The 11,880-nt window shown below is 66.9% G+C and carries 12 protein-coding genes; 8 read left to right on the top strand and 4 right to left on the bottom strand.

Annotated elements, in window-relative coordinates; translation table 11 throughout:
• Window positions 1–3 precede the first annotated feature (3 nt).
• The 4 genes from M9945_RS09920 to M9945_RS09905 all read right to left on the bottom strand — a co-directional run bounded on the left by M9945_RS09920 (window position 4) and on the right by M9945_RS09905 (window position 3,802).
• Complete coding sequence (locus tag M9945_RS09920) at window positions 4–240, bottom strand: acyl carrier protein (RefSeq protein WP_047143752.1); 237 nt, start codon at window positions 238–240, stop codon at window positions 4–6.
• A gap of 145 nt (window positions 241–385) precedes the next feature.
• Window positions 386–1,123, bottom strand: coding sequence for a 3-oxoacyl-[acyl-carrier-protein] reductase (gene fabG / locus M9945_RS09915; RefSeq protein WP_367944372.1), 738 nt, complete (start codon window positions 1,121–1,123; stop codon window positions 386–388).
• 94 nt (window positions 1,124–1,217) lie between these two features.
• Window positions 1,218–2,147 carry an ACP S-malonyltransferase gene (gene fabD / locus M9945_RS09910; RefSeq protein WP_367944371.1) on the bottom strand — a complete coding sequence of 310 codons (930 nt, stop codon included), beginning with the start codon at window positions 2,145–2,147 and terminating at the stop codon, window positions 1,218–1,220.
• Between the two features lie 80 nt (window positions 2,148–2,227).
• On the bottom strand, window positions 2,228–3,802 hold the full coding sequence (locus tag M9945_RS09905; protein ID WP_367944370.1) for a pilus assembly protein TadG-related protein: 1,575 nt from the start codon (window positions 3,800–3,802) through the stop codon (window positions 2,228–2,230).
• Between the two features lie 353 nt (window positions 3,803–4,155).
• Here M9945_RS09905 and rpsF point away from each other — a divergent pair, with 353 nt between their 5' ends.
• The 8 genes from rpsF (at window position 4,156) to radA (ending at window position 11,864) form a co-directional block, all read left to right on the top strand.
• A complete protein-coding gene (gene rpsF, locus M9945_RS09900) occupies window positions 4,156–4,632 on the top strand; it encodes a 30S ribosomal protein S6 (RefSeq protein ID WP_367929398.1) in 477 nt (158 codons plus the stop codon).
• Entirely contained in the window at window positions 4,632–4,880 is a 249-nt protein-coding gene (gene rpsR / locus M9945_RS09895; protein ID WP_367929397.1) for a 30S ribosomal protein S18, read from the top strand. Before rpsF ends, rpsR begins: the two co-directional genes overlap by 1 nt.
• A gap of 202 nt (window positions 4,881–5,082) precedes the next feature.
• Window positions 5,083–5,661: a 50S ribosomal protein L9 gene (gene rplI / locus M9945_RS09890; protein WP_367929396.1), complete on the top strand. Its 579-nt coding sequence runs from the start codon at window positions 5,083–5,085 to the stop codon at window positions 5,659–5,661.
• A gap of 139 nt (window positions 5,662–5,800) precedes the next feature.
• Window positions 5,801–7,081, top strand: a complete 1,281-nt coding sequence (locus tag M9945_RS09885) for a class I SAM-dependent methyltransferase (RefSeq protein ID WP_367944369.1) — start codon at window positions 5,801–5,803, stop codon at window positions 7,079–7,081.
• A gap of 168 nt (window positions 7,082–7,249) precedes the next feature.
• Complete coding sequence (locus M9945_RS09880) at window positions 7,250–7,573, top strand: YnfA family protein (RefSeq protein ID WP_367929394.1); 324 nt, start codon at window positions 7,250–7,252, stop codon at window positions 7,571–7,573.
• Between the two features lie 204 nt (window positions 7,574–7,777).
• The gene (locus M9945_RS09875) at window positions 7,778–9,268 is read left to right on the top strand and encodes a replicative DNA helicase (RefSeq protein ID WP_367929393.1); all 1,491 of its coding nucleotides are present in this window, start codon (window positions 7,778–7,780) and stop codon (window positions 9,266–9,268) included.
• 3 nt (window positions 9,269–9,271) lie between these two features.
• A complete protein-coding gene (gene alr, locus M9945_RS09870; RefSeq protein ID WP_367944368.1) occupies window positions 9,272–10,471 on the top strand; it encodes an alanine racemase in 1,200 nt (399 codons plus the stop codon).
• Window positions 10,464–11,864 carry a DNA repair protein RadA gene (gene radA / locus M9945_RS09865; protein WP_367944367.1) on the top strand — a complete coding sequence of 467 codons (1,401 nt, stop codon included), beginning with the start codon at window positions 10,464–10,466 and terminating at the stop codon, window positions 11,862–11,864. Before alr ends, radA begins: the two co-directional genes overlap by 8 nt.
• Window positions 11,865–11,880: the final 16 nt, after the last annotated feature.

The raw sequence follows: 11,880 nt of genomic DNA, 5'->3' as shown, positions 1-11,880 counted from the left end.
GGATCAGGCGGATGCCTTGTCGATATACTTGACGGCGTCGCCGACGGTCAGGATCGTCTCGGCCGCATCGTCGGGGATCTCGACGCCGAACTCTTCCTCGAACGCCATGACCAGCTCGACGGTGTCGAGGCTGTCCGCGCCGAGGTCGTCGATGAAGCTCGCGCCCTCTGTGACCTTGTCGGCATCGACGCCCAGATGCTCGACAACGATTTTCTTGACGCGTTCTGCGGTGTCGCTCATTTGCAAACCCTCGACTTGGTGTTGGCCGGCAACCCGGCATTTGCGTTGGTCGGTCTTCGTTAGCGGCACGATTGCCGCTAATCAAGCTGAAAGATGGAACCCACAGGCCGGGCGAAACCGATGTCCCCGTGGAATTCCTCTGCCGTCAGATCATCGCCATGCCGCCGTTGACGTGCAGCGTCTGGCCGGTGACGTAGGCCGCCCCGTCCGATGCCAGATAGAGCGCGGCAGCGGCTATGTCATTGCCCGATCCCATCTTTTTCATAGGGATCGCACCCAGGATCGCGTCCTTCTGCTTGTCGTTCAGCTTGTCGGTCATGGCCGATTCGATGAAGCCGGGCGCGATGCAGTTGACGGTGACGCCGCGCGAGGCGATCTCCTGCGCCAGCGACTTGGAAAGGCCGATCATGCCGGCCTTGGCGGCGCAATAATTGGCCTGGCCCGGATTGCCGGTGACGGCGACGACCGAGGTGATGTTGACGATGCGGCCGTATCGGCGGCGCATCATCGGGTGGGTCAGCTCGCGCGTCAGGCGGAAGACGGACCCGAGATTGACCTCGAGGACGTCGTCCCAGTCCTTGTCCGACATGCGCACGAACAGGCCGTCGCGGGTGATGCCGGCATTGTTGACGAGGATGTCGACGCCTTCCAGCTCGGCTTCCGCCTTCTGCGCCAGCGCCTTGACCCCGGCGCGGTCGGAAAGGTCGGCGGGGAACAGCCTGACGCGCTCGCCGAGCTCGCCGGCCAGCGCCTCGAGCTTCTCGACGCGGGTTCCGTGCAGGCCGACGGTGGCTCCGGCGGCGTGAAGCGCGCGCGCCACCGCCTCGCCGATGCCGCCGGTCGCGCCGGTGACGAGCGCCTTGCGGCCAGTCAGGTCGAACATGGTGGTTCCTTTCGATTGGAGAGGGAGTAGTGAATAGTGAGTAGTGAAGCGGGCGCTAACTCATTTTCACTACTCACTATTCCCTATTCACTACTCACTCAAACGCCTCGATATCCGCCGGCCCGCCGACGTTCACCGTCGCGATTCCCCGATCGATGCGGCGGGCGAGGCCGGAGAGGACCTTGCCGGAGCCGATCTCGTAGAGCGTGGTGACGCCGTTGGCGGCGAACCACTCGACGGTCTCGCGCCAGCGCACGCGACCCGTCACCTGCTCGACGAGGCGCGCGGCGATATCTTCGGGATCGGTCAGCGGCGAGACGGTGACGTTGGCGACGACGGGAACGGAAGGCGCATTCTTCTGCACCCCGGCGAGCGCCTCGCGCATCGCCTCGGCCGCCGGCTGCATCAGCGCCGAATGGAAGGGAGCGGAGACGGGCAGCATCAGCGCGCGCTTGGCGCCCTTTTCAGTGCAGAGCCGCGCCGCATGCTCGACCGCGGGCTTCGCGCCGGAAATGACCAGCTGGCCGCCGCCATTGTCGTTGGCGATCTGGCAGACGGAGCCTTTTCCCGCCTCGGCGCAGGCGGTCTCGACGTCGGCCTGCTCCAGCCCGATGATCGCGGCCATCGCGCCCTCGCCGACGGGCACGGCGGCCTGCATGGCGTTGCCGCGGATGCGCAGGAGCCGCGCGGTGTCGGCGATGGAGAAGGTGCCGGCGGCGGCGAGCGCCGAATATTCGCCGAGCGAATGGCCGGCGACGTAAGCGATCCTGTCCTTGAGGACGAGGCCGCGCGCTTCCAGCACCCGGATCGCGGCCAGCGACACCGCCATCAGCGCCGGCTGGGCGTTGGCGGTCAGCGTCAGCTCGTCCTCGGGGCCTTCCCAGATCAGCCGCGACAGCCTCTGCGCCAGCGCCTCGTCGACCTCGTCGAAAACGGCGCGGGCCTCGGGGTAGGCGTCGGCGAGGTCCTTGCCCATGCCGACGGCCTGGCTGCCCTGTCCCGGAAAGGTGAAGGCGATCGACATGATCCGCTCCCTGACTTGTTCCTGTCGCTTTGCGTGTGGCGCAAGGACAGGATGAGGTCAAGGGCGGACTTCAGCCGCGCTCAGTCGGTCACGTAGAGCTTGGCGATGCGCGAGGCGATCTTCCTGAACACCGTGTCGAGCTCGCTGACGTCGCTGGTCGGATAATAGTGCTCCGTCGTCGTCGCGCATTCCGAGTAAAGCTTGCGGTTGGCCGCGGTGTCGGCGCCGAGCAGCACGGTGAAGATCTCGACGCTCTTCGATTTCAGGTCGGTGCACACGTCCTTGGTCATGGTGTTGACCTTGCTCAGCGCCTTGCTGCGGTCGGTCTCGCCGAGGCGTCCGTGGTCGAGGAAGCTGTAGGAGCCGTAGTCCGACTTGTTGTAGGCTTGGCTGCTGGCGCCGAACACGGTGTTCTCGCCGTCGGTAAAGACGACGACGAATTTCGAGGTGTTCTCCGAGTTGAAGGGCGCGCCTTGCGTGTAGGGCTCGCCCGGCGACAGGACCCGCACCGACCACGCCAGCCCTTCGGAGACGTTGGTGCCGGAGCCTTCCCAGTGGATCATCTTGGCGATCTCGGTCTTGAGCTTGTCGAAATCCGAGGTCAGCGGCAGGATCGGCGTCGGGCAGGCATAGTTCGGCCCGGTCGTGCGCGACTGGTGATAGTCGACCGCATTGATCGTCTTGTCCTTGGAAGCGACGTTGTAATAGCGCGCCGCCTGCATCAGCTTCGCCTGATCGTTCTTGCCGAAGGTGTCGTTCAGGTAGGAATTGTTCCACGCGGTCCCCGAGTTGGGCGACGTCGCGTTCTTTCCCGGATTGTCGGGCGCGAAATAGGGGACGAACAGCGTGTCGGGGTTGGTGATGTCCGGCGCGGCGTCGGAGAGGTTGTAGGGCGACGGGCGGGCCTCGACGCACCCCTTCCATTCGGTGCCGAGCGCCTTGAACAGCTCGAAATGATTGGTCTGCGGGGTGAAGCTCGATCCGTGATAGCGCGCGCCGTAGGATTTGTTGAGCAGCGTGAGCGGATCGACATAATTGTCGATCCAGCTCAAGTCGAACCCCTCGCCCTTGACGTTCACCGCCGTCACGAACGGCACCAAGGCCGCCTTGACGACGCGCTTGGGCTCGGAATCGGGCATGTGGACGGTGGAGAGGATGTCGACCAGCGAGGTCGCGGCCTTGCGCAGCTCCGCCATCCGCGCCGATCCCATCGAGCCGGTGTTGTCGAGCGCCATCACCACTTCGAGATTGTTGCGCGACTCGAAGGCGCTCGCGCTGACGCTGACCCGGTTCCCCGAGCCGATGAAGGCGGCGAAGAAGAGATCGACGTCGGCCGAGGCCCTGCCGGTGGTGCTGATGTAGTTGATGCCCTGGTCGACATCGAGGCTGCTCACCAGGTTCGCCAGCCGGGCCTCGCCGACGAGGTTGCCGGCGAGATAGTCCTTGAACACCTGCTCGCGGTCGAGCGCCTTGTCGTTGATGCGCGAGGCGGCGAGCACAGCCGCGTCCACCGCCGTCTGCAGCTTGGAATGCGCCGAGCTCATGGTTCCGACATCGACCGCGAGGCCGATCGCGCCAAGCAGCACCGGCAGCATAACCGCCGTCATCGATGCGAAGTTGCCTTCTTTCGAAGACAGGAAGTCTTGCAAAAGCATGGTTGCCACCCCTGGAAGCGCAATATTCCACACCCGAAACATGAAAATATCCTTAGAAGGATCGTTTCGATTGTATCGGCCGCGCAATCGCGGGCTTTCGCATTGCCAAACGGGCAAAACCGTGTATAGACGCGCGATCTGCCGGTCCCAGCCGGGGGCTGAACGGAGGGCGCGCTTTCTTTCGCAGGAAAGGGAGCGTTCGTGAAGGCACATGCGCTTCCGCCTCCCGTGTCTCCGCTCTCGACCGTCTCGTCATGCTCCTTTCTTCGCCCGCCCTGCGGGACAAGAGAAGTTGCAGAGGCTCTAGCCGCCGGGACCGACAGGGTGTGAAACGAAGAAAGGCAAGACCAGACATGGCTCTCTACGAACATGTGTTCCTTGCCCGCCAGGACCTCTCGTCTCAGCAGGTCGAAGCCCTTGTCGAACAGTACAAGGGTGTGATCGAGGCGAATGGCGGTTCCGTCGGCCGGGTGGAGAACTGGGGACTGAAGTCCCTGACCTACCGCATCAACAAGAACCGCAAGGCGCACTACACGCTGATGGACCTGACGGCCCCGGCCGCGGCCATCCAGGAGCTGGAGCGCCAGCAGGGCCTGTCCGAGGACATCCTGCGCTTCATGACCGTTCGCGTCGAGAAGCACGAGGACGGCCCCTCCGCCATGATGCAGAAGCGCGACGACCGCGAGCGCGAAGGCCGCTTCGGCGACCGTCCGCGCTTCGGCGACCGTGACCGCGGCGATCGTGGTGATCGTGGCGGCGACCGCGGCGGTGATCGCGGCGATCGCGGCCCGCGCCGCCCGCGCGAACAGGCTGAAGGAGCAGCAGAATAATGGTCGACATCAACCAGATCCCGACCCGGCGTCCGTTCCACCGCCGCCGCAAGACCTGCCCGTTCTCCGGCGCCAACGCGCCGAAGATCGACTACAAGGACGTGCGCCTGCTCCAGCGCTACATTTCCGAGCGCGGCAAGATCGTGCCCTCGCGCATCACCGCCGTCAGCCAGAAGAAGCAGCGCGAGCTCGCCCGTGCGATCAAGCGCGCCCGCTTCCTCGGCCTGCTGCCCTACGTGGTCAAGTAAGCATTTTCGAAGGGGCGGCCCTGCACAGGCCCGCCCCTTCCTCGCTCTCGCGTTCGGCGCGGCGGCGTGAAACATCGAAAATCCGAGTTGGGCCACGGCCCTAACTGCCAACGGGCAGGACAGCGACACCGGGCCATCCGCCCCTGCTTTCCAGCCCGTCTCTTTTAATCAACGGCCGCGACCGGCCGGCATGGAGACGAACATGGACGTCATTCTTCTCGAACGCATCGCCCGCCTCGGGCAGATCGGCGACACCGTCAAGGTCAAGGACGGCTTCGCCCGCAACTTCCTGCTGCCGCAGGGCAAGGCGCTGCGCGCCAACGAAGCCAACCGCAAGAAGTTCGAGGGCCAGCGCGCCCAGCTCGAGGCCCGCAACCTCGAGCGCAAGACCGAAGCCGAGAAGGTGGCCGAGAAGCTCGACGGCCGGACCTTCGTGATCGTGCGCTCCGCCGGCGAGACCGGCCAGCTCTACGGCTCGGTGTCGAGCCGCGACATCGCCGATCTGGTGACGGCGGAAGGCATCTCGATCAACCGCAACCAGGTCGAGCTCAACCACCCGATCAAGACCATCGGCCTGACCAATGTGGCGATCGCGCTGCACCCCGAGGTCGAGGTGACGGTGACGCTGAACATCGCCCGCACCGCCGAGGAAGCCGAGCGCCAGGCTGCCGGCGAGAAGCTCGACTCGGCCGAGGCGATCTATGGCGACGACATCAACGAGAACGCCCGCCCGGACGCCTTCTTCGATCCGGACGCGGACGGCTTCGCCGAGGAGGAATAATTCCTCCCGCACCGCGGAAAAACGAACGCCCGGCCCTCGGCCGGGCGTTTTTCTTTGGCATAATTGTTGAAGCCGGCCGGGACTTTACCCCGGATCGGAGTTGCGACACACTCCGCCGTCGCATGCATGGATGATTGCGATGAACAGGCTGCTACAAGGCGTTGTCGAGCGTCTCGTGCGCATCGGCAACCTGACGATCACCGATCCTGACGGCACCGCCCACGTCTTCGGCGACGGCACGGGCGAGCCGATCGGCATCCTTCTGCGCACCCATACGGCGCAGAGCGCCATCATGCTCAATCCGTGGCTCGGCGTGCCGGAAGCCTATATGGAGGGCGAGCTCGACATCGTCGAGGGCGACGTGCTGGCGCTGCTGCGGCTCGCCTATGCCAACATCGACGCCGGAGCCGATATTCCCGCCTGGACGAAGGTGTTCGACAATCTGCGCATCGGCCTGCGCCGCCTGCACCAGATCAACACCGCCGGCCGCGCGCGGCGCAACGTCCAGCGCCACTACAATCTCTCGGGCGATCTATACCGGCTCTTCCTCGACAGCGACATGCAGTATTCCTGCGCCTATTTCGAGCGGCCGGACATGACGCTGGAGGAAGCGCAGCTCGTCAAGAAGCGGCACCTCGCCGCCAAGCTCGCGCTGGAACCCGGCCAGCGCGTGCTCGACATCGGTTGCGGCTGGGGCGGCCTCGGCCTCTACCTCGCCCGCACGATGGACGCCGAGGTGCTGGGCGTCACCCTTTCCGACGAGCAGCACGCGGTGGCGGTCGAGCGCGCCCGGCAGGAAGGGCTGGAGGGGCAGGCAAGGTTCGAAATCACCGACTATCGCGACATCGAGGACGAGTTCGACCGCATCGTCTCGGTCGGCATGTTCGAGCATGTCGGCATCAACCATTACCACACCTATTTCGACAAGGCGGCGCGGCTGCTGAAGCGCGACGGGGTGATGGTGCTGCATTCCATCGGCCGGTCGGGGCCGCCGGCCGCGACCGACACCTTCATCCGCAAATACATCTTTCCCGGCGGCTACATCCCGGCCCTTTCGGAGGTGCTGCCGCATATCGAGCGCGCGGGGCTCGTCGTCACCGACATCGAGGTCCTGCGCCTGCACTATGCCGAGACGCTGCGCCACTGGCGCGAGCGGTTCATGGCCAACCGGGAAAAGGCCGTCGATATCTACGACGAACGGTTCGCCCGGATGTGGGAGTTCTACCTCGCCGGCTCGGAAGCCGCGTTCCGCTGGCAGGACATGATGGTGTTCCAGATCCAGCTCGCGCGCCGCAACGACACGCTGCCGCTGACGCGCGGCTACATCGCCGACAACGAGAAGGCGCTGGCGACGCTCGAGGAAAAGGCGGCCGAGCCCGCGAGGCCGAGGAAAAGCGGCGCGCCGGCAAAGGCAGGCTGAATCCCGTCAGCCTGTTGACAAGCCTCCATTCACCCACGCCGTCATCCTCAGGACAAGCCCGAGCATGATTCCGGGTTGTCGGCAGTCTGTCGGGCTGAAGGCCCGCCCTTGCCTTCGGCGCGCGGCTGCCCGACAAAGGGAAGACCTTCCCCTTTCCCGGACCAGACCATGACGTTCCCCGCCTTCGTCGTCGCAGCCCTCGCCGAAATCGCCGGCTGCTTCTCGTTCTGGGCATGGTGGCGGCTGGACAAGTCGGCGCTGTGGCTCATCCCCGGCATGGTCTGCCTCGCCGCCTTCGCCTGGCTGCTGACGTTTGCCGAGAGCGAAGCCGCGGGCCGCGCCTACGCCGCCTATGGCGGCATCTATATCTGCGCCTCGCTGGTGTGGCTGTGGGCGGCGGAGGGCGTGAGGCCGGACCGCTTCGACATCTTCGGCGCGCTCATCTGCCTGACCGGCGCGGCCGTCATCCTGTTCGCGCCGCGCGCGGCCTAGAAAGGAATATATTCTTGCGATCGCCGACGCGCCGGCATAGGATCGGCGGAGTCAATCGCGATTCGCGGGCCTTTCCCACGTGCCTGTGGACAGAGGGGATTGCGTGTGAATCCGCCGCGGCCGCGCAGGATCGGCCGGCTGGGCGATTGACCCGTTCCCGGATGCGTCTTCTACCGGGCTGGGCTCAAGGAAACGGGACGAATCATGGCTGACGCAATCCGCAAGCTCGGCGGGGCCGAGGCGCCGCTCTATCGCGAGGCGCCCAACAACATCGAGGCCGAGCAGGCGCTGCTGGGGGCGATGCTCGTCAACAACGACGCCTTCTACCGCGTCTCGGATTTCCTCAAGCCCAACCATTTCTACGAGCCGCTGCACCGGCGCATCTACGAGGTCTCGGCCGAGCTGATCCGCATGGGCAAGATGGCCAACCCGGTGACGATCAAGACCTTCCTGCCCGCCGGCGAGAAGGTCGGCGAGATGACCGTCGCGCATTATCTGGCGCGGCTGGCGGCCGAGGCCGTCACCGTCATCAACGCCGCCGACTACGGCCGCGCCATCTACGAGCTGGCGACCCGCCGGGCGCTGATCACCGTCGGCGAGGACATGGTCAACATCGCCTATGACGCGCCGGTCGACATGTCGCCGGCCCACCAGATCGAGGATGCCGAGCGGCGGCTGTTCGAGCTGGCCGAGACCGGGCGCTACGACGGCGGCTTCGAGAGCTTCAACGACGCGGTCAAGACCGCCGTCGACATGGCCAACGCCGCCTATATGCGCGACGGGCACCTGTCCGGCATCGCCACCGGCCTGCGCGACCTCGACAAGCGCATGGGCGGGCTCCAGCCTTCGGACCTCATCATCCTCGCCGGTCGCCCCGGCATGGGCAAGACTTCGCTCGCCACCAACATCGCCTTCAACATCGCCAACGCCTACGAGCCGGTGCAGCAGGCGGACGGCTCATTCAAGGCGGCCAATGGCGGCGTCGTCGGCTTCTTCTCGCTCGAAATGTCGTCCGAGCAGCTCGCCACCCGCATCATCTCCGAGCAGACGGAAATCCCCTCCTCGAAGATCAGGCGCGGCGAGATCACCGAGATGGATTTCGAGAAGCTCGTCGCCTGCTCGCAGATGATGCAGAAGCTGCCGCTCTACATTGACCAGACCGGCGGCATCTCCATCGCCCAGCTCGCGGCGCGCGCACGGCGTCTGAAGCGCCAGCGCGGGCTCGACGTGCTGGTCATCGACTATGTCCAGCTCATGCAGGGCACGAGCGCGCGCGCCGCGCAGAACCGCGTGCAGGAGATCACCGAGATCACCACGGGCCTCAAGGCGCTGGCCAAGGAATTGCAGACGCCGATCATCGCGCTGTCGCAGCTCTCGCGTCAGGTCGAGAGCCGCGACGACAAGCGCCCCCAGCTCTCGGACCTGCGCGAATCGGGCTCGATCGAGCAGGACGCGGACGTGGTGCTGTTCGTCTACCGCGAGGAATACTACCTCAAGAACAAGGAGCCGAAGCCGGGCACCGACGAATACATCAAATGGGAAGGCGAGATGGCCGAGGCGCGCGGCAAGGCCGAGGTCATCATTGCCAAGCAGCGCCACGGCCCCACCGGCACCGTCGGCCTCGGCTTCCAGGGCGAGTTCACCCGATTCTTCGATCTGGCCGAAGACAGCCGCCTGCCGGAGCGTTTCGAATAGGCCATGAGCGAATGGCACCCCCTTCCCCCCGACGCCGGCCCCAATTGTGGCCATGACGGCGTCGACCCGCGCATCGTCGGCGGCCGGCTGACCGTCGACCTCGACGCACTGGTCGAGAACTACCGGCTGTTGCAGCGCCGGGCCGCGCCTGCGCGCGCCGCCGGCGTGGTCAAGGCCAACGCCTACGGGCTCGGCGCGGCGCGCGTCGGCAAGGCGCTGTGGAATGCCGGCTGCCGCACCTTCTTCGTGGCGCTGCCGCAGGAGGGCATCGAGCTGCGCGCGGCGCTGCCGGAGGCCGAGATCTACATCCTCAACGGCACGTTCGGGCCGGAGGCCGCGCCGGCCTTCGCCGCCCACCGGCTGATGCCGGTCATCGGCTCGCAGGCCGACATCTCGTGCTGGGAGGCCTTCGGCTGGAACGAGGGCGAGACGCCCCGCCCCTGCGCCATCCATGTCGACACCGGCATGAACCGGCTCGGGCTGTCGCCGGACGAGGCGCTGGCCTTCGCGGCCGACAACGCGCTGACCGGCGCGCTCACCCCGCGGCTGATCATGAGCCACCTCGCCTGCGGCGACGAGGCCGAGCACCCGCTGAACCGGCGGCAACTGGAATCGTTTCAGGCGGTTAGGGCGGCTTTCCAAGGCATCGAATCAAGCCTTTCCAACTCCGCCGGCATCTTCCTCGGGCCGGAGTTCCACTTCAACGTCGTCAGGCCGGGCATCGCGCTCTATGGCGGCCAGCCCTGCAACGGCGCCGACAACCCGATGCAGGCGGTGGCGACGCTCGAGGCGCGCGTGGTGCAGGTGCGCCGCGGCCGCTCCGGCGACACGGCGAGCTACGGCGCCCATGGCAGGCTCGACCGCGATTCGGTGATCGCCGTCGTCTCGACCGGCTATGCCGACGGCTACCACCGCGCCTCGTCCTTCGCCGGCGTGCCGCTGCGCCGGGCGAGCCCCGCCGGCGGATACGGCTTCGTCCACGGCTGGCGCGTGCCGGTGCTCGGCCGCGTGACCATGGATCTCACGCTGTTCGACGTCACCGATCTCGGCCCCGACGGCGTCGCCATCGGCGACTGGATCGAGCTGTTCGGCAGGAACATCCCGGTCGACGAGGCGGCCACCGCCGCCGGCACCATTTCCTACGAGATGCTGACTTCGCTCGGCCGGCGCTACCACCGCCGCTACGTGGGCGGCGATGGCTAAGGCGCGCACCGCTTTCGTCTGCCAGAATTGCGGCACCGTCCACACGCGCTGGGCCGGCAAGTGCGACGGCTGCGGCGAGTGGAACACGCTGGTCGAGGAAGGCACGAATTCCGGGGGCGTCGGCGGCGGGCCGGCCGGCCTGCGCTCCGCGCGCAAGGGCCGGGCGGTGGCGCTGACCACGCTGTCCGGCGAGATCGAGGAAGCGCCGCGCATCGTCTCCGGCATCGGCGAGCTCGACCGTGCCACGGGCGGCGGCTTCGTGCGCGGCTCGGCGCTGCTGGTCGGCGGCGACCCCGGCATCGGCAAGTCGACGCTGCTGACGCAGGCGGCGGCGGCGCTCGCCGCCAAGGGCCACCGCGTCGTCTACGTCTCGGGCGAGGAGGCGGTGGCGCAGATACGCCTGCGCGCCCAGCGGCTCGGCGCCGACAGGGCGCCGGTGGAGCTGGCGGCCGAGACCAATGTCGAGGACATCCTCGCCACGATCGCCGAGGGCAAGCGGCCCGACCTTCTGATCCTCGATTCGATCCAGACGCTGTGGACCGACATGGCCGATTCCGCGCCCGGCACGGTGACGCAGGTGCGCGCCTGCGCGCAGGCGATGATCCGCTACGCCAAGTCGACCGGCACGGCGGTGGTGCTCGTCGGCCACGTCACCAAGGAAGGGCAGATCGCCGGTCCGCGCGTGGTCGAGCACATGGTCGACGGCGTGCTCTATTTCGAGGGCGAAGGCGGCCACCACTACCGCATCCTGCGCACGGTCAAGAACCGCTTCGGCCCGACCGACGAGATCGGCGTGTTCGAGATGTCGGATCGCGGCCTGCGCGAGGTGCCGAACCCGTCGGAGCTGTTCCTCGGCGAGCGCAGCGCCGCCGCGCCGGGCGCGGCCGTGTTCGCCGGCATCGAGGGGACGCGGCCGGTGCTCGTCGAGATCCAGGCGCTCGTCGCGCCCTCCCCGCCCGGCTCGCCGCGCCGCGCCGTGGTCGGCTGGGACAATGCCCGCCTTTCGATGGTGCTGGCCGTGCTCGAGGCCCATTGCGGCGTGCGGTTCTCGCAGCACGACGTCTACCTCAACGTCGCCGGCGGCTACCGCATCGCCGAGCCCGCCGCCGACCTTGCCGTCGCCGCCGCGCTGGTTTCCTCGCTGACCGGCCTTGCCCTTCCGGTCGATTGCGTCTATTTCGGCGAAATCAGTCTCTCGGGTGCGATCAGGCCTGTCGCGCATGCCCAGCAACGCCTCAAGGAGGCGGAAAAGCTGGGTTTTTCGCAGGCGGTCATGCCGGCATCCGGCGATGAGAAGGGCCGAGGCAAGGGAGGGCGGGCGTTCCAGCCGGCTACGCTTTCCGACCTCGTGGCCCGCATCGCCGGCTCCGGCGCGCGCGACGCGGAAGACTGACGGGACCATGCGGCAC

This window comes from Aquamicrobium sp., from assembly GCF_023954335.1.
Classification (GTDB): domain Bacteria; phylum Pseudomonadota; class Alphaproteobacteria; order Rhizobiales; family Rhizobiaceae; genus Aerobium.
This window is presented reverse-complemented; position numbering and strand designations above follow the sequence as displayed.